Origin of the sequence: Salipiger bermudensis HTCC2601 (genome assembly GCF_000153725.1) — a bacterium.
Taxonomy (GTDB): Bacteria; Pseudomonadota; Alphaproteobacteria; order Rhodobacterales; family Rhodobacteraceae; genus Salipiger; species Salipiger bermudensis.
Genome location: NZ_DS022276.1, coordinates 2778668 through 2800522, shown reverse-complemented (window position 1 = coordinate 2800522; position 21855 = coordinate 2778668). Strand labels below are relative to the sequence as shown.

Below are 21855 nucleotides of genomic sequence, written 5' to 3'. Positions count from 1 at the left end.
TCAGATCTCCTCGTCCTCATCGTCTTCATCGAGCAGTTCCAGCGGGTCGCCGTCAAAATCGGCCAGTTCGTCCTCGGTCTCCTCGAGATCGGCCTCGTAGGCCGCGGGCTCCCAGATCTGGAAGGTGTCGACGGTGCCGATGAACTGCGCTTCGTTCTCGAGCGCGATCTTGTCGCGCAGCTTGACAGGAATCACGATCCGACCGGTGTCGTCAACGCTCGACGTGACCGACTGGCCCGAGATCAGCCGCTCGAGCAGGCGCCGCTTGCGCGAGCCACGCTTCATGTTGCTGATGCGGTCCTCGATGGCCTCGATTTCCTGGATGGTGAAGCATTCGAGATACTTGCGGCGCTGGTCGCCGTAGACGATCACGAAATTGGGGCTCAGACCTTCGGTCCAGTCGGGATCACCGGCTTCAAGCACACGGCGAAAAGAGGCCGGGATGGACACCCTGCCCTTGCTGTCGACCTTGTGCCGACTTTCGCCTCTGAACCTCAGCCTGCGGCCCACTGTCCCTACTCACGCCCCTTGAAACGAAATACGGCGGGTTGATCTGCTGCCACCGATCAACCCGCCGCCTTGACCCGCTGTGCGGGCTGGTCCAGCTGCGCGCGCCACCTGGGGGGGATGTCTGCTCGCTCGCGCGCCGGATCTCTGTGTTTCGATGAGGGCGGGTGCCTGTATGAACCTGCTCTTTTATTATTGTGGGTGTTTGCCGGGGCTTTGTTTTTTGCCCTCTGTCCCGTCCCTCATCGTGGTTAAAGGTATGTCATGGGAATTCATGGGAGGCAACGGGGAATTTCGGGAGAAAGCACAAGTTCTTGTCCACACCCCCTGTGGAAAACAACATGTAGAGGCCCATTCGACAAAATCTCACAAACATGTGGTAAGCGGGAACCTGCACGCAACTACATATAGTCACGCTGTCGTGAGGATGTCACGGGCCGCAAAATCCCAAAAATGTTTTCTTGCGAAACACACGAATTTAGGCCTCCTGAGATCAACCCGGATTCGGGCGCACCAGACCCGATGAATCACCTGAAAATCCGGCCGTGATGCGCGCTCTGACCCACGCGGGGGCAGTATTTCCCAAATCAGTTCCATGCAATCCCATGCGCGGTGCCATCCATTCCCATGCGGCCCCGAATCCACGCGCCCGGCGGCTGGCACCAAGGAAGCACTTGTGTGGTGCGACGCGCCGCATTAAGCGGAGCGGGCCTCGGTTCCGGGCCTTGTCCGGAGAATAGGGAACGCGGTGCAAACCCGCGACTGCCCCCGCAACTGTGAGCGGTGAGTGCGACCGGCATATGCCACTGGGCGAAACGCCCGGGAAGGCCCGCGTCGCGCGATGACCCGCAAGTCAGGAGACCTGCCAAGGTGATCACCCTCCCCATGCGCGGGGCTGCGCTTCGGGGTACGGTCTTTCCGTTCGTGGTGACATCCGCACCGTTCACGGGATCCGGACTCCGTCCTCTCTTTCCGCGAACACCACGACAGCCGCCCTTCTGCCTGAAGGGCCGACATGGAAAGGATGGACAGGGATGAAGCATGTCCTCACCTCCGCCTCGGTGCTCGCTCTGAGCACCACGCCCCTGCTCGCGCAGGATGCCGAGTATTACCAACTCCCGACGCTGACGCTCTATGCCAACAGCACGCCGTTCGAGCTCGGCCGCACCGGCACCTCGGTGTCGGTCCTCACCGAGCGCGATCTGGACGACAGCCCCGAGACCACGCTGGCCGATACGCTCGACACGCTGCCCGGCGTCAACGTCGTAACCAATGGCGGCCCCGGCACCAGCAGCGCGGTCAGCATCCGCGGCCTGCCCTCCTATTATGCGCCGGTCTATATCAACGGCATCGAAGTGACCGACAGTTCGTCGACGCAGAGCAGCTTCAACTTCGGCAACATCCTTCCCGGCGGCGTGAGCCGCGTCGAGGTGCTCAAAGGTGCTCAGTCGGCGCTCTACGGTGCAGATGCGGTCGCGGGGATCGTCGCGATCGACCTCGCCCGTGCGCCGGAAGAGCCCGGCCAGACCACGAAGGTGGGCGCCGAGGCCGGCACCTACAACACCAAGAGCGCGGCCCTGAGCTACGGCGCCGCGACCGAGCGTGCCGGTGTCGCGTTCAGCGCGACGCGCTTCGTGACCGACGGGTTCTCGGCGGTCGAGGCCGACGACTACGACGAGGATGATGGTTTTGCGGCGACCCAGCTGGCCTTCGACAGCTATTTCCAGGCGACACCGGATCTGCGCGTCGGCCTTTCGGGCTTCCGCTTCGACGCCGAGGGCGACTACGACTCCAACGACTGGACCGCCCCCGAGAGTGGCACGACCGACACCGAGAGCTATGGCCTGCGCGCCTATGCCCAGCTGCAGACCGGTGCCGTGGCGCACGAGCTAGCCTACTCGCGCTACCAGATCGACCGTGACACCGACGCCGCCGGCTGGAGTGACAGCTTCGGCTCGACCCGCGACAAGTGGACTTATAGCGGCACATGGGAATTCGCCGCCGGCCGCAGCCTGAGCTTCGGCGCCGATCACAGCCTCGAAGAGGCCGATTTCAGCGCTCCGGTCTATGATGCCTTCTTCTCGCGCGTCGGCACCGCGGAAAACAGCGAGTCGATCGACAACACCGGCGCCTATGCCGAGCTTGCCTGGGCCTTCACGCCGGATGTCGATGCCGTGGTCACCGTGCGCCACGACGATCATTCCGAGTTCGGCGGCGAATGGAGCGGTCGCGCGACCGTGTCCTGGCGTGCCACCGAGGCGCTGACGCTGCGCGGCGCCCTCGCCAAGGGCTATCGTGCCCCGTCGCTCTACGAGCTCTACAGCCCGTCCTACGGCAATGACGGCCTCGAGCCGGAAACCAGCCGCGGTGGCGAGATCGGCGCGGACTATGCCTTTGCAAATGGCGCCACGCTGGGCGCGACCTGGTTCTACACCGAGATCGACGACCTGATCCAATACGAGGGGACAGGCTACGCCCAGGTCTCCGGCACCTCCGTGTCGAAGGGCCTCGAGCTTGCCGGGAGCGTGCCGCTCGGCGACCGCTTCACGCTCTCGGGCAGCTACACCTACACCGATGCGCGCGACGACGACGATGATCCGCTGGCACGCGTGCCGCGCTACGATCTCGCCATGCGCCTCGATGCCGACATCACCGACCAGCTGCGCGCAGGCCTCAGCGTTGTGCACAAGGCCGACTATGCCGAAACCTGGGGCGTGACGGTTCAGGACGAAAGCGACGATCACACTGTGGTCAACGCGCAGGCGAGCTACGATTTCGGCAACGGCTTCGAGGGCTACGTCCGCATCGAGAACCTCTTTGACGAGGATTACCAGATCGTGCCGGACTACCAGACCACGGGCCGCGCCTACTACGCGGGGATCCGTGCGCGCTTCTAGGCCCACCACGCTCGCCGCCGCCCTGCTCCTCATGGCAGGCGCGGCGGCGGCCGACGACGCGGGCCCGGCCCGCGTCGTCTCTCTCAACGTCTGCACCGACCAGCTCGCGTTGCTGCTCGCGGCGCCCGGCCAGCTGATCTCGGTCTCGCCGCTCGCGCATGACCCGCGCAGTTCGGCGATGGCGCGCGAGGCCGGTGCCCTGCCCGCCAATCACGCCCATGCCGAGGAGATCGCCCTGCTCGAGCCCGATCTCGTTCTCGCCGGCAACTTCACCGCCCGCGCCGCCACCGACATGCTCGACCAGCTCGGCTACCGCGTCGAACGTTTCAACCCGGCCAACTCCCTCGAGGATGTGCGCGACAACATCCTGCGCATGGGCACCCTGCTCGGGCGCGAGACCGAGGCCGACGCCCTGCTCTCAAACTTCGACGCCCGCCTCGCCGAGCTGAGCGATGCCCCCGAGACACGCCCGGTCGTGGCCTACTACCTGCCCTTCAACGAGACCGCCGGGGTCCAGTCGCTCACCGGCGAGATCCTTGCCGCTGCCGGGATGGCGAACATCTCCGAGTCGCGCGGCCTGCCCTATGGCGGCCGGCTGCCGCTCGAGGAACTGGTGCTCGCGCAGCCCGACATGATCCTCGTGGGCCAGCCCTATGACAGCCCGGCGCAGGCCACAGCGCTGCTGCAGCACCCGGTACTGCGGTCCACCGGCACCCTGCACGAGATCCCCGACGGGCAGAACTGGATCTGTGGCACGCCCTTTGTTCTTGATGCGGTCGAAGCGATGCGCAACCTGCGCCGCGACTGGGAGGCCACCCGATGAAACTGGCCCTCGCGCTCTCGACCCTCGTGCTGGCTCTGCTGCTCGCCTCGCTGTCGCTGGGATATGCGCCGCTGCCGCTCTCCGCCGTGCTCGGCGGCGTTCTGGGCAATGGCGATCCGCTGCATGTCATGGTGATGCAGGAGATCCGCCTGCCGCGCACCGCACTCGCCGCGCTGGTGGGTGCCGCTCTCGGGCTCTCGGGCGCCGCGATGCAGGGCTACCTGCGCAATCCGCTGGCCGAACCGGGGCTGATCGGCGTCTCGGGTTCCGCGGCGCTCGGCGCGGTGCTCGCGCTGCAGACTGGCCTGTCGGCGGCCTTCGCGCTCGCCCTGCCGCTGATGGCGCTGCTCTTCGCGCTTGCCGCGGTGGCGCTGATCCTGCTGCTCGCCGGCCCGCGCGGCGGCTCGCTGACGCTGATCCTCGCAGGCATCGCGGTCTCGGCGCTGGCGGGCGCGCTGACGTCGCTGGCGCTGAACCTCTCGTCGAACCCCTATGCCACCTTCGAGATCGTGTTCTGGATGATGGGCTCGGTCGCCGACCGCTCGCTCAACCACCTCGCCCTTGCTGCGCCGTTGGTGGCGATCGGGGCCGCGGTGCTGCTGACGCTGGGCCGTGGGCTCGACGCGCTGACGCTGGGCGAGGACGGGGCGCAGGCGCTTGGCGTGTCGATGACGGCGCTGCGCCTGAAGCTGCTCTTCGGCACCGCCGCCGCCGTTGGCGCCGCGACGGCAGTGGCCGGTGCGATGGGCTTCGTCGGCCTCGTGGTGCCGCACCTGCTGCGCCCACTCTGCGGCGCACGGCCCTCCCGGCTGCTCTGGGCCTCGGCGCTCGGCGGCGCGGCGATGCTGCTCGCCGCCGACATCGCGGTGCGGCTGGTGCTGCCCGAGCGCGACCTCAAGCTCGGCGTGGTCATGGCGCTGATCGGCGCTCCGCTGTTTTTGCACCTGATCTACAAGACACGGAGGGGCGGATGAGCCTGCTGTCGCTCGAGGCGCTGACGGTCAAGCGCGGCCCCTGCCCGGTGGTCGACGGCGTCAGCCTGCAGATCGCGCCCGGTGAATGCGTCGGGCTGATCGGCCCCAACGGCGCCGGCAAGACCACCCTGATGCGCGCCGCCCTCGGCCTCATGAGGCACGAGGGCCGCTCCTCGCTCACCGACCTGCCCGCCCGCGAGCGCGCCCGCGCCGCCGCATGGCTGCCGCAGGCGCGCGAGATCGCCTGGCCGGTGACCGTCGAGACGCTGGTGGCGCTTGGCCGCCTGCCGCATGACAGCCGCGCCGGAGACCTGCGCGCCGAAGCCGTCCTGCGCGCCCTTGATCGCATGGGCCTCACCGCCTTCGCACAGCGCCGCGCCACCGAGCTCTCGGGCGGCGAGCAGGCTCGCGTGCTGATCGCCCGCGCCCTGGCGCAGGAGGCGCCGCTGCTGATGGCCGACGAGCCCATCGCCGGGCTCGACCCGGCGGCGCAGATCGCCACGCTGCGGGTCTTTCAGGACCTCGCAAAGGAGGGCCACGCGGTGCTCGTCTCGTTGCACGACCTGACGCTGGCGGCGCGCCATTGTACCCGGCTCATCCTGCTCGATCGCGGCCGCATCGCCGCCGACGGCCCGCCGCTCGAGGTGCTGAGCGAGGCCCGGCTGGCCGAGGTCTTCCACCTGCGCGGCCACATGCTGGACACCGCGGACGGCCCGCTGCTACAGGCGCTCGACGTGCTGGGCTGAGCCGCCTGCCCGCCGCGTGAGCGCCCCGCCCCGCAGCGCCAGCACGCCAGCCGCATCCGCTTGACCCTGCCGGCGCCATCCCCCACAACCGGCGCAAAGGACATGACCATGACCACTCCCCTGATCACCGACAGCCACTGTCACCTCGACTTCCCGGATTTCGACGCCGAGCGCCCGGACGTCATCGCCCGCGCCGTTGACGCCGGCGTGCACCGCATGGTGACAATCTGCACCCTCCTGCGCAACGAGCCGCAGGTGCGCGCCATCGCCGAGGCCAACGACCCGGTGTTCTACGCCGCCGGCACCCACCCGATGAGCGCCGCCGAAGAGCCGCTGGCGTCCGTGGGCGAACTGGTCGCCCTGTCGCAGCACCCGAAATTCGTCGGCATCGGCGAGACCGGTCTCGACTATCACTACACCGCCGAGAGCGCCGAGGTTCAGAAAACCTCGCTGCGCATTCATATCGAGGCGGCGCAGGAAACCGGCCTGCCGCTGATCATCCACGCGCGCGCCGCCGACGATGACATGGCGCAAATCCTCTCCGAGGCCTACCGCGCCAGGCCCTATGCTTGCGTGATGCATTGCTTCTCCTCTTCCCCGGAGCTCGCCAAAACGGCGCTCGATTGCGGCTTCTACCTGTCGATGTCCGGCATCGCGGCATTTCCGAAGTCGAAAGAGCTGCGCGAGATCTTCGCGAGCGCACCGCTCGAGCGCATCCTCGTGGAGACCGACAGTCCCTATCTCGCGCCGCCGCCCTATCGCGGCAAGCGCAACGAGCCCGGCTACACCGTGCACACCGCCAGGGTCGGCGCCGAGGCCTTCGGCCTGTCTTACGACGACTTCGCCCGCGCCACCGAAGCGAACTTCGAGCGCCTCTTCGCCAAGGCCGCCGCCTGGGCCCCGGAGACCGCATGAGCGAGTTGCGTTTCACCATCCTGGGCTGCGGCTCCTCGGGCGGCGTGCCGCGCCTTGGCGGCCACTGGGGCGAGTGCGACCCGGCCAACCCGCGAAACACACGGCGGCGCTGCTCGATGCTGGTCGAGCGCGACGGTGCCCAAGGCACCACGCGGGTGCTGATCGACACCACGCCAGACATGCGCCAGCAGCTGCTCGACGCCGGCATCGGCCATCTCGACGCGGTGGCCTGGACCCACAGCCATGCCGATCACACGCACGGGCTCGACGACCTGCGCCAGATCGTCTTCAACCGGCGCGACCGGCTGCCGGTCTGGGCCGATGGCGACACCCAGAACGCGCTCTTCGCGCGGTTCGGCTACGCCTTCGTGCAGCCCGAAGGCAGCCCCTACCCGCCGATCCTCGAGATGCACACGATCGGCGACGGGCCGTTCACAATCGAAGGCGCCGGCGGCCCGATCACGCTCACGCCCTTCGAGGTCGACCACGGCAGCATCGACGCGCTCGGCTTCCGCATCGCCGACGTCGCCTACCTGCCCGACGTGATCCGCATCCCCGAGGCCAGCTGGGCGCATCTTCAGGGGCTCGACTGCTGGATCCTCGACGCGCTGCGCCGCACCCCGCATCCGACCCACGCGCATCTCGACCTCGCGCTGGAATGGATCGCCAAGGCGCAGCCGAAAGAGGCTGTGCTCACCAACATGCATATCGATCTCGACCATGACATCGTCGCCGCCGAGACCCCGGATCACATCCGCCCGGCCTATGACGGCATGGTCCTGCGCTATGCGCTCTGAGACCGACCACGCCCGAAGCCCGCAGCCTCACAAGACCCGTCTCAGCAAACCTCGCCACCGGACCAGGAGCGTGCTCCCCCACGCTCACAAACCGCGCCGCCTTCGCCTCCCCGCGCCGCGTCCTGATCTTCTCTACGTCCCAAATACTCACATCCGCCCTCTCCGGCCCTCCCGCCGCCGGGACACCAGCGCGTCCCGACAAGCACGCCCCCCTCGCCGCCTCACGTCGCGCCACCATCTTCTCTACGTCGCAAATACTCAACTCCGCCCCGACCGGCCCTCCCGCCGCCGGGACCCGGGCGCAGCGCCAAACCGGCGCGCCCCCGGCGACGCGCGCAGCGCGGCGCAAAACCTCTTCGCAAGAGACTGACATGCAAGCTCTTTTCGACATCATTCTGCCGGTCTTCCTGGTCATCGGCGCCGGCTACCTCGCCAGCTGGCGCGGCCTGCTGCCCGACAATGCGGTCGACGGGCTGATGGGCTTCACCCAGACCATCGCCATTCCCTGCCTGCTCTTCACCGCGATCTGGCAGCTCGACCTCGGGACGAACTTTTCCCCGCCGATCCTGATCTCCTTCTATCTCGGGGCCGCCAGCGGCTTCGTCGCCGGTCTGCTCGGGGCGCGCTACATCTTTGGACGCGACTGGGAAGATTCCGTCGCCATCGGCTTTGCCTGCCTGTTCTCCAATTCACTGCTGCTCGGCCTGCCGATCACCGAGCGCGCCTACGGGCCGGATGCGCTCTCGGGCAATTACGCCATCATCGCCATGCATTCGCCGTTCTGCTACGCGCTCGGCATCACCGCGATGGAGATCGCCCGCGCCCGCGGAACGGAACTGCGCCATCTGCCGCTGACCGTCGGCCGCGCCATGTTCCGCAACGGGCTGGTGATCGGCATCATGATCGGCGTCGCCTTCAACCTCGGCAACGTCACCCTGCCCGCCCCGGTGATGCAGGCGCTCGACATGATCACCCGCACCGCCCTGCCGGCGGCGCTCTTCGCGCTCGGCGGCGTGCTGTTCCGCTACCGCCCCGAGGGCGACCTGCGGACCATCCTCTATGTCTGCGCGATCTCTCTGGCGCTGCACCCGGCGATCACCTTCGCGCTCGGCCACGGCTTCGGCCTCTCGACCGACTCGCTGCGCTCGGCGGTGATGACCGGGGCGATGGCACCAGGGGTGAACGCCTATGTCTTTGCCAACATGTATGGCCGGGCCAAGCGCGTCGCCGCGTCCTCGGTGCTGCTGGCCACCGGCCTGTGTCTCTTCACCAGCTGGGTGTGGTTGCACCTTCTGCCCTGAGCCAGCCTGACATCCTGAAATGACAAAGGGCCCCGTCCAGCCGGACGGGGCCCTTTCAATTCGTCACGCCTGGCGCGTCAGGATTTGCCGCGCTTCGGCGGCTGCATGCCGCCCTGGCGCGGCTTTCCCGGGCGCGCGCCCTTGGAGGCGCGGCCGGTCGGGTCGAAGCGCTGCGAGGTGTCGGCGGCATTGGCCGGACGCTTGGGCTTGTCACCCTGCGCCGCCGGACGCGCCGGACGCCCGCCCGGCTTGCCGCCGAAGCCCTTGGACGGGCCGTCACGGCCCTCGCCAGGGCGCTTGGACTTGAAGGGCTTGCCGCCGCCCTCGCCATCGCGCTTCGGTTTCCAGTCCTTGCCACCCTCGCCGCGGGGCTTGTCCCCCCAGGGCTTGTCGCTCTTCGGACGGTCACCACGCGGCTTGTCGCCCCAGGGCTTATCGCCGCGCGGCTTGTCGTACTTGGGCTTGTCGCCCTTGGGACGGTCGTCGCGCTTGAAGCTGCCCTTCGGCTTGTCGCCCTTGGCAGAGCCGCCCTTGGCCCCCCAGGCCTCGCCATCGGGACGCTTGCGCGCCGGCGCATCGCCCTCGGGGCGCGGCTTGCGCGGGCCGTCCTTGCGCGGGCGGTCATTGCGGGGACCGTCGGAGCGCGGGCCGTCGCGGCGCGGCGGGCGGCTGGCGAATTCCGGCGTGCCCTCGACGGCGCGTACAGTCACACCGTCCTCGAGCGTGCTGCCGTCGCCGAGACCGCCGAGGAAGCCCTCGACCACCGGCTCGGAGAGTTCCACGAAGGTCTCGCTGTCCTGCACCCGGATGGCGCCGATGGCATCCTTGTCGAGCCCGCCGGCACGGCACAGCAGCGGCAGCAGCCAGCGCGCCTCGGCACGGTCATCGCGGCCGACCGACAGGGCAACCCACCGGCTCGGGCCGAACGCCGCGCGCTCCTTGCGCTCGGGGCGCTCGGGGCGCGCATCCGGTGCCGAGAGCTCCTCGGGCGCCGAGTGGCGATCGCGGTAGAGGCGCAGATAGGCGGCAGCCACGGTCTCGGGCGACTGCTCGGCCAGCAGGCGCGCGGCGAACCCGGCCTCGTCCTCGGTGATCTCCTCGGACCAGGTGGGATCGGCCAGCAGGCGCTCCTCGTCGCGGCGCAGGATCTCCTCGGCGCTCGGCGCCTCGATCCATTCGGCGGTGACCTTGGCCCATTTCAGCAGGCGCTCGGCCTTCTTGGTGAGCTTCGGCGGCACCACGAGGGCCGAGATGCCCTTGCGCCCGGCCCGGCCTGTGCGGCCGGAGCGGTGCAGCAGGCCCTCGGTGTTCGAGGGCAGCTCGGCATGGATCACCAGCTCGAGGTTGGGAAGGTCGATGCCACGCGCCGCCACGTCGGTGGCGACGCAGACCTTGGCGCGGCCGTCCCGCATCGCCTGCAGCGCGTGGCTGCGCTCGGTCTGGCTGAGCTCGCCCGAAAGGCAGACCACCGCGAAGCCGCGGTTGCTGAAGCGCGCGGTCAGCCGGTTCACCGTGGCGCGGGTGTTGGCGAAGACGATGGCGTTCTGCGCATCGTGGTAGCGCAGCATGTTGATGATGGCGTTCTCGGCGTCATGCTGTGCCACGCGCAGCGCCTGATAGGTGATGTCGGCGTGCTGGCTGCGCTCGGAGATCGTGGTCACGCGCACGGCATCGCGCTGGTAAAGCTGCGCCAGCGTGGCGATCATCGGCGGCACGGTGGCCGAGAACAGCAGCGTGCGCCGCTCTTCCGGCGCCTCGCCCAGCATGAACTCGAGATCCTCGCGGAAGCCGAGGTCGAGCATCTCGTCGGCCTCGTCGAGCACGATGGCGCGCAGCGCGCTCATGTCGAAAGAGCCGCGCTGGATGTGGTCGACCAGGCGCCCCGGAGTACCGACGACGATATGCGCGCCACGCTCCAGCGCCCGGCGCTCGTCGCGCATGTCCATGCCACCGACGCAGGAGACGACGCGGGCGCCTGCCTTGGCATAGAGCCACTCGAGCTCGCGCTTGACCTGGAAGGCCAGCTCGCGCGTGGGCGCCACGATCAGCGCCAGCGGCAGGCTCGCCTCACCCAGCATCCCGGCCTCGTCGAGCAGGGTCGGCGCGATGGCGAGGCCGAAGCCCACGGTCTTGCCGGAGCCGGTCTGGGCCGAGACCAGAAGGTCGGAGGTCTGAAGGTCGGGGTTGGTGACCGCCTCCTGAACGGGGGTCAACGTGTCATAGCCACGCTCTGCGAGCGCATCGGAAAGGGTCTGAATCATGGGAGGCCGATCTGCGAGGAAGTGGGACGCGGAACGGGCCGACTCAAGAAGGGCGCATCGCGTCAGGAAGGCGCTCCTCTAACGCAGATGCGGGCGTTTGTATACGGGTTTCTTTGTGCCGCCCGCCCCAGGGCAATGCAGCAGACACATGGCGGGACTGTAAAATGAGCAGAGAAGGTGGCGTTAACACTCGCCGGTGTTCGCGTTAACGGAACATGCACAAGAGAAATATGTCCCGGACGCGAACGGATAAGAAAGAAAATGACTGACAGCACCGCCGAATTTGAAACGGCCGCCCCCGCGGGGCAGCCGGCGCTCAACTCTCCTGCCAAGGTTCTGCTCGCGAGCCTTGTGGGAACCACCATCGAATTTTTCGACTTCTACGTCTATGCCACGGCGGCAGTCCTGGTGTTTCCGGCGCTGTTCTTTTCCAACAGCGACCCGATGACGGCGCTGCTGGCCTCCTTTGCCACCTTCTCGATCGCCTTCTTCGCCCGTCCACTGGGGGCCATCGTGTTCGGCCATTTCGGCGACCGCATCGGCCGCAAGGCGACGCTGGTTGCGGCGCTGCTGACCATGGGCATCTCGACCGTGGTGATCGGCCTGCTGCCGACCTACGCCCAGATCGGCGTGGCGGCACCGGCGCTGTTGGCGCTCTGCCGTTTCGGTCAGGGCTTCGGCCTCGGCGGCGAATGGGGCGGCGCGGTGCTGATGGCGACCGAGAACGCACCCGAGGGCAAGAAGAATTGGTACGGCATGTTCCCGCAGCTCGGCGCGCCGGTGGGCCTGTTCCTGTCGTCGGGAATGTTCTGGCTGCTGCTGCAGTTCATGCCCGAGGAAACCCTGCTGAGCTGGGGCTGGCGGATCCCGTTCCTCGCCTCCATCCTGCTGATCATCGTCGGGCTCTGGGTGCGGCTTTCGATCACCGAGACGCCGGACTTCCAGAAGGCCATCGACAACGAGGAGCGCGTGGCGGTCCCGGTGATCGAGCTCTTTGCCAACCACAAGATCTCCATCGTGCTCGGCACCTTCGTGGCGCTGGCGACCTTCGTGCTGTTCTATCTCAGCACCGCCTACCTGCTGAGCTACAACGTCAAGGTCGTGCAGATCCCGTTCACCGACGCGCTGGCGATCCAGATCTGGGGTGCGATCGTCTTCGGCCTGTTCATCCCGGTGGCGGGCCTCACCGCCGAACGGCTGGGCCGCCGCCAGGTGCTGATCGGCACCACGCTGGCGATTGCAGCCTTCTCGTTCCTCGTGCCGGTGCTGATGGTCGAGAACGAGGCCCGCATCCTTGGTTTCGTGACGCTGGCGATGGCGCTGATGGGGATGACCTACGGCCTGATCGGTACCGCGCTGGCGGCGCCCTTCCCGACCCGTGTGCGCTATACCGGCTCGTCGATCACCTTCAACTTCGCGGGCATCGTGGGCGCCTCGCTCGCGCCCTACATCGCGACCTGGCTGCAGGGCACATACGGCATTGCCTATGTCGGCTACTACCTGCTGGCGGCAGCGCTGGTGACGCTGTTCTGCATCGTGGCAAGCGCCCGCGGCAAGGTCTGAGACAAGACGCCTTCCAGGACGCCAACGTCTGAAACGATACGGGGCCGGCAAGACTGCCGGCCCCGTTTTGCATTTGCAGAGATCTGAGGAAGCGCAAGGGCCTATTCGCCCTCCTGCTCCAGCCCGTAGCGCTTGAACAGGCTGCCTTGCGTCATGAAGAACAGGAACACCGCCGCGGTCAGGCCGAAGGTCTTGAAATAGACCCATGTCTCGGTGCTCATGGTGCGCCAGATCACCTCGTTGAGCAGCGCCAGCCCGAAGAAAAGCGCGGTGACGCGCTTGGTCAGGATCATCCAGCCCTCGTGGCGCAGCGGCATTAGGCCTTCCATCACCTTGCGCAGGTAGCTCTCGCCGCGCAGCAGGCCGATGCCCAGTGCCACGCCGAACATCAGATAGATCAAGGTGGGCTTCATCTTGAAGAAGCGCTCGTCATTGAGCCAGACCGAGAGCCCGCCGAAGACCACGATCAGCACCGCGGTGACGATCTGCATCGGGCTCAGGTGGCCGGTGAGCTTCCACAGCGCCGCGGTGCAGACAAGCATCAAGGGAATGAAGCCGGCGGTGACAAGGATGAAGCCCTGATAGTCAGTGCCGCCGATGGTGAAGACCCGGTCCTTCAGCAGCAGGTAGGCGGCGAAGAAGACGATGATCGGGCCGATCTCGAGCGCCGATTTGAGGAAGGGGTTGATCTGTTTCGCGCTCATGCGGCCTCCGGTTCTGTCGCCGCAGAGATAGCCCCTGCCCCGCCCCTTCACAATGGGAACCCGGACGCTTCACCGTGGGTTGAGCCCACACGTCAAAGCGGAGGGGACATGTTCGAGCAGATCCTAGACGAATTCACGGGCACCTTTTCTGCGGTGCCGCCCTCAGTGGCCTTCGCGCGTCTGCTGGCGGCGATCTTTCTGGCCGCGTGCATCGGCTTCGAACGCGAACGGCGTGGCAAGCCGGCCGGGCTGCGCACCCACATCCTCGTCTCGGTCGCCGCCTGCCTCTTCGTGATCCTCGGGCGCGAACTGGCAGCGATGGAGTTCGGCGGAGACGAGCAGCGCAACGATCCGCTGCGGATGATCGAGGCGGTGACCGCGGGCGTGGCCTTCCTTGCCGCCGGGATCATCTTCACCAGCGGCGGCAAGGTGCGCAACACCACCACCGGCGCGTCGCTGTGGCTCGCGGGCGCGGTGGGGCTTGGCTGCGGCGCAGGGCAGATGCCGCTTGCAGCCATGACGACGCTGATCGTCGTTGTGGTACTCACGATCGTGCGCGCCTTCGAGACATGGTTCTGGCCCGAGCAGGCGCGCGACGAGTGAGCGGCGAGGGCCGCTAACGCGGTCCTCGACAGACGTTCGGAAATCAGCCCGCGCTCAGCCCTGCTCAAGCCCGGTGAGCGCGGCGGCGAACTCCTCGGGGTCGAAGGGCGCCAGATCGTCGATCTGCTCGCCCACGCCGATGGCATGGATCGGCAGGCCGAACTTGTCTGCCAGCGCCACCAGAACGCCGCCCTTGGCGGTGCCGTCGAGCTTGGTCATCACCAGACCTGACACATCCGCGACCTGCCGGAAGATCTCGACCTGCGTCAGGGCGTTCTGACCGGTCGTGGCATCGAGCACGAGAAGCGTGTTGTGCGGCGCGTCGGGATCCTTCTTGCGGATCACCCGGACGATCTTGGCCAGCTCCTCCATCAGGTCCTGCCGGTTCTGCAACCGTCCGGCGGTGTCGATCATCAGAAGGTCCGCGCCCTCGGCCTGCGCCTTGGTCATCGCATCGAAGGCAAGGCTTGCCGGATCCGAGCCCTCGGGCGCGGTCAGCACCGGCACCCCGGCGCGATCGCCCCAGACCTGAAGCTGCTCGACCGCGGCGGCGCGGAAGGTGTCGCCCGCGGCGATCACCACCGACTTGCCGGCGGCGCGGAACTGCGAGGCGAGCTTGCCGATGGTGGTGGTCTTGCCGGAGCCGTTCACCCCGACCACCAGAACAACCTGAGGCTTCTTGGGATAGAGCGGCAGCGGCTTGGCCACCGGGTCCATCACCCGCGCCACCTCGGCGGCCAGCGCGGCCTTGATCTCCTGGGTGGAGACCCGCTTGCCGTAGCGGCCTTCGGCGATGTTGGCCGAGACCCGCAGGGCGGTGTCGACGCCCATGTCAGAGGCGATCAGCAGCTCTTCAAGACTTTCGAGCATGTCGTCGTCGAGCACCCGGCGCACCACCGGCGCGCTCGGCGTCTCGCGGCCGAAAAGCCGGCCCAGCAGGCCGGGCCGCGCGCTGGAGGGCGTCTGGGTCGGCGTCTCCTGCGGCGGTGCCACCGGCGTCGGATCGAGCGGCGCCGGCATCTCGAGCGGCGGGGCTGACGGGATCTCGGAGGGCGGCCCCGGGATCGGATCGGCGGGCGGCGTCACGTCGGGGCCCGGCTCCGGCGTCTCTGCCGGGTCGGGCAGCGGGCTCGGCGTCGGGTCGACCGGTGCGGGGGCCTCCTCTGGCGCCTCGGACGGGGCCTCGTCGGGCGCGACCGGCGGAGTCTCGGAGGGGCGCTCCGGCGTCTCGGCAGGCGGCGGCGGCACATCCGCCGGGGCCGGCGGCGCGGAGGGTGTCGGCTCCGGTGCGGACGGCGTCGGGGCCGGCGGTGCAGCGGGCTCCGGCGCGCTCGGTTCGGGCGCGTCTTCCGACCCGCCCTCCTGCACGATGGCGTCGAGCCCTTCCTCGAGCTTCGAGGACGACTTGAACAGCTTGCTCTTGAGCTTGCCGAAGAAGGACATGTGGCGGACCCCTTTTGTACCTGCTCCCCAAGTAATACGCCCGGGCGTCAGTGAAAAGTGTGAGTTGACCTGCGCAGGCCCGCGAGGCCAAGTGAACCACATGTGGCGTGTCGCGATCCTGTTCTCCCTTTTCTTCCTGACCGGCCCGCTCGCGGCCGATCAGACACCGCCACCGGACGAGCCCGGCACGCTCTGCTCGGCCGGTGCCTTCGGGCCGGTGCAGTGCATCCGTCCCAGCCATGCGGTGCACGACACCTGCCAGGCAATCGGCCATTTTGCCGCCCGTCACGGGCTCGACCCGGGCTTCTTCGCCCGGCTCCTCTGGCAGGAAAGCCGCTTCGATCCCAACGCGCTGAGCCATGCCAATGCGCAGGGGATCGCGCAGTTCATCCCCTCCACCGCCGAGCTGCGCGGGCTGGTCGATCCCTACAATCCCGCCGAAGCGATGGAATATTCCGCCGAGTATCTTGGCGAACTGGCCCGCCGCTTCGGCAATCCCGGCCTCGCGGCGGTGGCCTATAACGGCGGCGAGCGCCGGGCCGAGGCGCTGGTGGCCGACAGCACTGCCGCCCTGCCCCGCGAGACGGTGGACTATGTGCGCATCATCACCGGTGTCGCGGCGGAAGACTGGGCCGAGGACCCGCCCGAGGCCCACGATTACAGCCTGCAGCCCGGCAAGCCCTTCGCCGAGGCGTGCTTCGAGCTGGCGCGGGACCGCCGCCTCACCGCCTATCCCGAGCCCGAACCCCGCCTCGCGCCGTGGGGGGTGCAGCTGGCCTATGGCACCACGAAGACCCGCGCGCTGTCGCAATATCGCGACCGTACGCGGATCTGCCCCTCGCTCGTGCGGGGCGAGGAGCCCGACCTCGTCTGGCAGAAGAGCCGCGCCAGCCCCAAGGGCGGTTACTGGATGGCGCGGATCGGACGGCGCGACCGCGGCGAGGCGTTCCAGCTCTGCGCGCGGCTCAAGAAAAGCGGCTGCACCTGCGCCGTGTTCAGCAATTCCTGAGGCGTGACGGTTGAGAGGACGACAGATGGCGCGTTTCGCGTTCGCGACACTGACAATGGCGGCGCTCCTCGGCGCGACGATCGTCTCGAACGGGGCGTGGAGCGATGTCTGGGCGCTGGCGGCGCTGCTCGGGATCACCGTCGGGGTGTTCGCGCTGGACAAGCTGACCGCACTCGCGGCCCCGGACCATCCGGGTGAGGAATTTCCCGCCGGGGACGGGCTTGCCGTTGCGCTGGGGCTGCTGCACTTTCCGCTGCTCTACGGCGGGGTCTGGGCCATCTCCGGCGGCGGCGGGCACGACGCGACAGCCCGCGTGGCGCTGTTCTTCGCGCTGTCGCTGTTTCTCGGGCAGGTCGGCAACTCGAACGCCCACGAGCTGATCCACCGCCCAGACCGCCGGCTGCGCCGACTGGGCATCGCGGTCTATTCCTCGTTGCTTTTCGGCCACCACGTCTCGGCGCACCTGCGGGTGCATCACGTGCATGCGGCCACCGATGCCGACCCCAATTCGGCGCCGCTGGGACAGAGCTACTACGCCTTCGCGCCACGCGCCTGGATCGGCAGCTTCCGGCAGGGACTACGCGCCGAGACCGCGCTGCGCCGCCGCGCCTCATCGCGCCGAGGGCTTCATCCCTATGGGATCTATGCAGGTGGCGCGGTGCTGTCGCTGGGCCTGGCATGGTTGCTGGCGGGCGGCGCCGGGATGCTGGCGCTGTTCGGGCTTTGCGCCTACGCGCAGGCGCAGCTTCTGCTGTCGGATTACGTGCAGCACTACGGGCTGCGGCGGCGGGAGCTGGCCCCGGGGCGGCGTGAGCCGGTGGGGCCGCAGCACAGCTGGAACGCCCCGATGCCGGCCTCCTCGGCGCTGATGCTGAACGCCCCGCGCCATTCCGACCACCATGCCCGCCCGGCCCGCCCCTATCCGGGGCTCGAGATCGACCGGGATGCGATGCCGATCCTGCCGCACGCGCTGCCAGTCATGGCGGTGCTCGCCCTCATTCCGCCGGTCTGGCGGCGCCTGATGGATCGCCGCGCCCGGCGCTGGAGCGGCGCCTGAGGCCAAACGCAACGGGGCGGGCCGCGATGGCCCGCCCCGTTGCCGTATGTCATGAAAGGCGCTGCGGCCTCACTCGGCCGCAAAGCCGGTGGCGAACTTGCCGCACCAGTCGGTGGCATTGACCACCGGCCACAGGCCGCGGCTGTCGGGCTGGGTCTGGCTCACCGGCGGGTTGGCGCGGCACAGGCCCGCATCGTCGAGCGTGTGGGCATCGTTGGCGACGTGATCTTCGTAGAATGCACAGGTCTTGCAGGCTGCAGTGGCCATGGCTGGACTCCTTCCGGGGCAAAATCGGGAAAATCGCTGGCGGGCTGCGGACCGGGCGTTTCGCTGGGTGCGTGGCTGGCTGGCGTTGAGTGTTAGATAGGTGCTCCCGGCCAGACCGTCAAGATTTTTCTTCAATGAATTCATATGGTTGATAGAATTACTCAGCCTTCAAATCCCGAGTCTTTTGCTTGGCTCGGGCGCAGTCAAACCCGATATTTTCGCTCGGATTGGCCAACCTGATGGCGCATGCCCCTTCCCCGGGCGCGCAAGCTCTGGCAGGGTTGGACCATGCGCCAGATCCTCCTGCTCCTCCTCATGTGCCTGCCCCTGCCCGGCCTCGCCGCCGAGCCGATGAGCGGCGCCGAGTTCGAGCGCTACACCCTCGGCAAGACGCTGTATTTCGGGCTCGCCGGCAGCGCCTACGGGGTCGAGGAATACCTCCCCGACCGCCGCGTGCGCTGGTCCTTCCTTGACGGCAAGTGCAAGGACGGCCTCTGGTACGAGGACGCAGGACAGATCTGCTTCGTCTACGACGACCAACCGACCCCGCAATGCTGGAGCTTTTTCCGCGAGGGCTCGGGGCTCAGGGCGGTGTTCGAGAACGACCCCGAAAGCACGGTGCTCTACGAGGCGCGTCAGGACGAGGCCCCGATGATGTGCCTCGGCCCCGAGATCGGGGTCTGAGGGGGCGCTGCCCCCGTCCGCGCGAGCGCGGCCTCCCCCGAGGTATTTTTCAACCAGAGAAGACAGGGGCGCCGTGACCGGCCCTCGGGCTCAGAACAGGCTGCCTTGGTCCGGTGTGTCGGTGGGCTTGCGTTTCTGGCGCGCCGCGGCGGGTTTGGACCTGGCCGCAGAGGTCGGGGCGCTGGCCGGGGCGGAGGCCGCGCCCGGGGCGCCGAGCGACAGGCGGCCATCGGCGAACTCGATCTCGAGCGAGGCGGCAGCCTCGGCTGCGGACTTACGGGTCAGGATCTCGTTCTCGCCGCTGCGCACCACCGCGTAGCCGCGTTGCAGCGTGCCCTTGTAGCTCAGCGTCTCAAGCAAGCGCGTGAGCCCGTCGAGCGTGCCCCGCGGGGTCTCGAGGCGGCGGGTGCCGGCCTCGTCGAGGCGGCGGGTCAGCGTGGCGAGGCGCTCGCGGCCCTGGCGCATCTCGCGCTCGATGGGGCGCAGCGACAGGCGGTCGGTGCGGCGGCCCAAGGATTCGCGACCATGGGCGATAACCCGCGACAGAAGCGAGGGGCGCAGCGCGCCCGCCGCATCGGACAGGACGACGCGGCGCTGCTCGGTGCCGCGGATCAGGCCGCGCGGCAGGCGCTCGCCCAGCAGGTCGAGGCGCTGGCGCGGCTGATCGAGCAGGGTTTCGGCCCGCGGCAGCGCGCGGGAGAGATCGCGCAGGCGTTGGCTGCGCAGCTCGATGCGCTGGCCCATGGCACGGGTCATGCGGGCGCCGGCCTCGCCGGTCCAGCCCAGCAGCTCCATCCGCACCGGCACGGCAATCTCGGCGGCGGCGGACGGGGTCGGCGCACGGCGGTCCGAGACGTAATCGATCAGCGTGGTGTCGGTCTCGTGCCCCACGGCAGAGATCAGCGGGATGTCGGAGGCGGCGGCGGCGCGCGCCACGATCTCTTCGTTGAAGCCCCAGAGATCCTCCACCGAGCCTCCACCGCGGGCGACGATCAGCAGGTCGGGCCGCGGCATCGCACCACCCGGGCTGAGCGCGTTGAAGCCTTCGATGGCGCGGGCGACCTCGGGGGCGCAGGACTTGCCCTGCACCGCCACCGGCCAGATCAGCACCTTGCGCGGAAAGCGGTCGCGCAGACGATGCAGGATGTCGCGGATCACTGCGCCCGAGGGCGAGGTCACCACCCCGATGATCTCGGGCAGGTAAGGCAAGGGTTGTTTGCGGGCGGGATCGAAGAGACCTTCGGCCTGCAGTTGCGCCTTGCGCTTCTCGAGCATCGCCATCAGCGCGCCGAGCCCGGCCGGGCGGATGTCCTCGATGACGATCTGGTACTTGGACTGGCCCGGGAAGGTGGTGAGGCGCCCGGTGGCGACCACCTCCATGCCCTCCTCGGGCTGGGTCTCGAGCCGCGCCGACACGCCCTTCCAGACCACGCCGGAGATCACCGAGCGGTCATCCTTGAGGTCGAGGTAGATATGGCCCGAGCGCGGCCGCGACACCCGCCCGACCTCGCCCTTCACGCGAACATGGCCGAACTCGCCCTCGATCGTGCGTTTGACCGCCCCCGAGAGTTCGGAGACGGAAAATTCGGGGGTGTTGCCGGTGTCGTCGTCGAGAAGATCCATGTGGCGCAGACTAGCGGCGCGGCACGGGGAAGAAAATGCCTTCCAAGCGCGATTTCGCGCCCGCGAGGGGCGGTTTGCCGGCGCGCGCGGCGCCGCCGCGTCTTGCGCGCTTGCGGAGCCGGGGCTAGGACGGCGAAAGAACCAAGCGGAAGGGGTTTCGGACATGAACATTCTCATTCTCGGTGGCGGCGGACGGGAGCACGCGCTGGCCTGGGCGGTGATGCAGAACCCCAAATGCGACAAGCTGATCGTGGCGCCGGGCAATGCCGGCATCGCGCAGATCGCCGAATGCGCCTCGCTCGACATCGAGGATGGCGGCGCGGTGGTCGAGTTCTCCGGCGAGAACGCCATCGACCTGATCATCATCGGCCCCGAGGCGCCGCTGGCCGCCGGCGTGGCCGACGCGCTGCGCGACGCGGGCTTCCCGGTCTTCGGCCCCTCGAAGGCCGCCGCCGAGCTCGAGGCCTCGAAGAGCTTCACCAAGGAAATCTGCGACGCCGCGAAGGCGCCCACCGCGGCCTACGGGCATTTCACCGATGCGGAGGCCGCGAAGGCCTACGTGCGTGACCAAGGCGCGCCGATCGTGGTCAAGGCGGACGGGCTTGCCGCCGGCAAGGGCGTCATCATCGCCGAGACCGTGGAAGCGGCGGAGGCCGCCATCGACGACATGTTCGGCGGCGCCTTCGGGGGCGCCGGGGCCGAGGTGGTGATCGAGGAGTTCATGACCGGCGAGGAAGCCAGCTTCTTCCTGCTGGTCGATGGCGAGGACGTGCTGCCGATCGGCACCGCGCAGGACCACAAGCGCGTCGGCGAAGGCGATACCGGGCCGAACACCGGCGGCATGGGCGCCTACTCCCCTGCCCCGGTGCTGTCGGACGCAGTGGCCGAGAAGGCGCTCGAGGAGATCGTGAAGCCCACCATGCGCGAGATGGCGCGGCGCGGCACGCCCTATTCCGGCGTGCTCTATGCCGGGCTGATGATCGAGAACGGCCAGCCGCGGCTGGTCGAGTACAACGTCCGCTTCGGCGACCCGGAATGCCAGGTGCTGATGATGCGTCTGGGCGCGCAGGCGCTCGACCTGATCCATGCCTGCGCCGAGGGGCGTCTGGCGGAGGCGCAGGTGACCTGGGCCGACGATCACGCCATGACCGTGGTGCTGGCCGCCGAGGGCTACCCGGGATCCTACGAGAAGGGCACGGTGATCGGCGGGCTCGACGGGCTGACCGAGGACAGCTTCCACCAGATGTTCCACGCCGGGACCTCGAAGAAGGACGGCAAGGTGGTGGCCAGCGGCGGTCGAGTGCTCAACGCAACGGCGCGCGGCGCGACGCTGGCCGAAGCCGCGGAGCGCGCCTACGCGCTGGTGGACGGGGTCGACTGGCCGGAGGGGTTCTGCCGGCGCGACATCGGCTGGCGGGCGCTCTGAGGGCGCGCGCTTCGGGCTGAACTGCTCAGAGGTATGTCCCCGTCGCGTAGAGCTTGACGATCATGAAGCTCGGGGGCGCTGCCCCCGTCGCAGCAAAGCTGCGACTCCCCCGAGGTATTTTAGAACCAGAGAAGACGGGGGACGCGCTGGATGACGGCCTTCGGGCCCGGTGGCGGGCCGGCGCGCGCCGTCCTGCTGCATGGCAAAGGGCGCTCCGTTGCGGGAGCGCCCTTTTTTCAGTGCCGGACGGTTGGG

General features: G+C 68.4%; 19 protein-coding genes and 1 riboswitch. Of the genes, 13 read left to right on the top strand and 6 right to left on the bottom strand.

What is annotated here, in order from left to right:
• Nucleotides 1–510: a division/cell wall cluster transcriptional repressor MraZ gene (gene mraZ, locus R2601_RS13165; RefSeq protein WP_083793931.1), complete on the bottom strand. Its 510-nt coding sequence runs from the start codon at nucleotides 508–510 to the stop codon at nucleotides 1–3.
• A 693-nt stretch (nucleotides 511–1203) separates the two neighbouring features.
• A riboswitch (cobalamin riboswitch) is annotated at nucleotides 1204–1391 on the top strand.
• 150 nt (nucleotides 1392–1541) lie between these two features.
• Between mraZ and R2601_RS13160 the strand changes: the two genes are divergently transcribed.
• From R2601_RS13160 to R2601_RS13130, 7 genes are all read left to right on the top strand, one after another.
• Nucleotides 1542–3404 carry a TonB-dependent receptor plug domain-containing protein gene (locus R2601_RS13160; protein ID WP_007799151.1) on the top strand — a complete coding sequence of 621 codons (1863 nt, stop codon included), beginning with the start codon at nucleotides 1542–1544 and terminating at the stop codon, nucleotides 3402–3404.
• The gene (locus R2601_RS13155) at nucleotides 3391–4227 is read left to right on the top strand and encodes an ABC transporter substrate-binding protein (RefSeq protein WP_110740013.1); all 837 of its coding nucleotides are present in this window, start codon (nucleotides 3391–3393) and stop codon (nucleotides 4225–4227) included. Before R2601_RS13160 ends, R2601_RS13155 begins: the two co-directional genes overlap by 14 nt.
• Entirely contained in the window at nucleotides 4224–5201 is a 978-nt protein-coding gene (locus R2601_RS13150; RefSeq protein ID WP_007799148.1) for a FecCD family ABC transporter permease, read from the top strand. The genes R2601_RS13155 and R2601_RS13150 overlap by 4 nt, the downstream gene beginning before the upstream one ends.
• Nucleotides 5198–5947 carry an ABC transporter ATP-binding protein gene (locus R2601_RS13145; protein ID WP_007799147.1) on the top strand — a complete coding sequence of 250 codons (750 nt, stop codon included), beginning with the start codon at nucleotides 5198–5200 and terminating at the stop codon, nucleotides 5945–5947. Before R2601_RS13150 ends, R2601_RS13145 begins: the two co-directional genes overlap by 4 nt.
• 108 nt (nucleotides 5948–6055) lie before the next feature.
• Entirely contained in the window at nucleotides 6056–6862 is an 807-nt protein-coding gene (locus R2601_RS13140; protein WP_007799146.1) for a TatD family hydrolase, read from the top strand.
• Complete coding sequence (locus R2601_RS13135) at nucleotides 6859–7659, top strand: MBL fold metallo-hydrolase (RefSeq protein ID WP_007799145.1); 801 nt, start codon at nucleotides 6859–6861, stop codon at nucleotides 7657–7659. Before R2601_RS13140 ends, R2601_RS13135 begins: the two co-directional genes overlap by 4 nt.
• Before the next feature lie 371 nt (nucleotides 7660–8030).
• Complete coding sequence (locus R2601_RS13130; RefSeq protein ID WP_007799144.1) at nucleotides 8031–8960, top strand: AEC family transporter; 930 nt, start codon at nucleotides 8031–8033, stop codon at nucleotides 8958–8960.
• Nucleotides 8961–9037: 77 nt separating this feature from the next.
• On the opposite strand, the gene R2601_RS13125 is transcribed toward R2601_RS13130, so the two are convergent.
• The gene (locus R2601_RS13125; RefSeq protein WP_007799143.1) at nucleotides 9038–11221 is read right to left on the bottom strand and encodes a DEAD/DEAH box helicase; all 2184 of its coding nucleotides are present in this window, start codon (nucleotides 11219–11221) and stop codon (nucleotides 9038–9040) included.
• A gap of 261 nt (nucleotides 11222–11482) precedes the next feature.
• Between R2601_RS13125 and R2601_RS13120 the strand changes: the two genes are divergently transcribed.
• Nucleotides 11483–12784 (top strand): MFS transporter, encoded by a 1302-nt coding sequence (locus R2601_RS13120; RefSeq protein WP_007799142.1) that lies wholly within the window; start codon nucleotides 11483–11485, stop codon nucleotides 12782–12784.
• Between the two features lie 101 nt (nucleotides 12785–12885).
• Here R2601_RS13120 and R2601_RS13115 read toward each other — a convergent pair whose 3' ends face one another.
• Complete coding sequence (locus R2601_RS13115; protein ID WP_007799141.1) at nucleotides 12886–13488, bottom strand: inner membrane-spanning protein YciB; 603 nt, start codon at nucleotides 13486–13488, stop codon at nucleotides 12886–12888.
• A 108-nt stretch (nucleotides 13489–13596) separates the two neighbouring features.
• Here R2601_RS13115 and R2601_RS13110 point away from each other — a divergent pair, with 108 nt between their 5' ends.
• Nucleotides 13597–14091: an MgtC/SapB family protein gene (locus tag R2601_RS13110; protein WP_007799140.1), complete on the top strand. Its 495-nt coding sequence runs from the start codon at nucleotides 13597–13599 to the stop codon at nucleotides 14089–14091.
• Nucleotides 14092–14145: 54 nt separating this feature from the next.
• Here R2601_RS13110 and ftsY read toward each other — a convergent pair whose 3' ends face one another.
• A complete protein-coding gene (ftsY, locus tag R2601_RS13105) occupies nucleotides 14146–15534 on the bottom strand; it encodes a signal recognition particle-docking protein FtsY (protein WP_007799138.1) in 1389 nt (462 codons plus the stop codon).
• A 100-nt stretch (nucleotides 15535–15634) separates the two neighbouring features.
• Between ftsY and R2601_RS13100 the strand changes: the two genes are divergently transcribed.
• Both R2601_RS13100 and R2601_RS13095 read left to right on the top strand, forming a co-directional pair.
• Nucleotides 15635–16543, top strand: a complete 909-nt coding sequence (locus R2601_RS13100) for a lytic transglycosylase domain-containing protein (RefSeq protein ID WP_007799136.1) — start codon at nucleotides 15635–15637, stop codon at nucleotides 16541–16543.
• 25 nt (nucleotides 16544–16568) lie between these two features.
• Nucleotides 16569–17600 carry an alkane 1-monooxygenase gene (locus tag R2601_RS13095; RefSeq protein ID WP_007799135.1) on the top strand — a complete coding sequence of 344 codons (1032 nt, stop codon included), beginning with the start codon at nucleotides 16569–16571 and terminating at the stop codon, nucleotides 17598–17600.
• 69 nt (nucleotides 17601–17669) lie between these two features.
• Here R2601_RS13095 and R2601_RS13090 read toward each other — a convergent pair whose 3' ends face one another.
• Nucleotides 17670–17867: a hypothetical protein gene (locus R2601_RS13090; protein ID WP_007799134.1), complete on the bottom strand. Its 198-nt coding sequence runs from the start codon at nucleotides 17865–17867 to the stop codon at nucleotides 17670–17672.
• 288 nt (nucleotides 17868–18155) lie between these two features.
• Between R2601_RS13090 and R2601_RS13085 the strand changes: the two genes are divergently transcribed.
• Nucleotides 18156–18551 carry a hypothetical protein gene (locus tag R2601_RS13085; RefSeq protein WP_007799132.1) on the top strand — a complete coding sequence of 132 codons (396 nt, stop codon included), beginning with the start codon at nucleotides 18156–18158 and terminating at the stop codon, nucleotides 18549–18551.
• 90 nt (nucleotides 18552–18641) lie between these two features.
• On the opposite strand, the gene xseA is transcribed toward R2601_RS13085, so the two are convergent.
• Nucleotides 18642–20174 (bottom strand): exodeoxyribonuclease VII large subunit, encoded by a 1533-nt coding sequence (gene xseA, locus R2601_RS13080; protein WP_007799128.1) that lies wholly within the window; start codon nucleotides 20172–20174, stop codon nucleotides 18642–18644.
• A 163-nt stretch (nucleotides 20175–20337) separates the two neighbouring features.
• Here xseA and purD point away from each other — a divergent pair, with 163 nt between their 5' ends.
• Nucleotides 20338–21600: a phosphoribosylamine--glycine ligase gene (gene purD / locus R2601_RS13075; protein ID WP_007799126.1), complete on the top strand. Its 1263-nt coding sequence runs from the start codon at nucleotides 20338–20340 to the stop codon at nucleotides 21598–21600.
• Nucleotides 21601–21855: the final 255 nt, after the last annotated feature.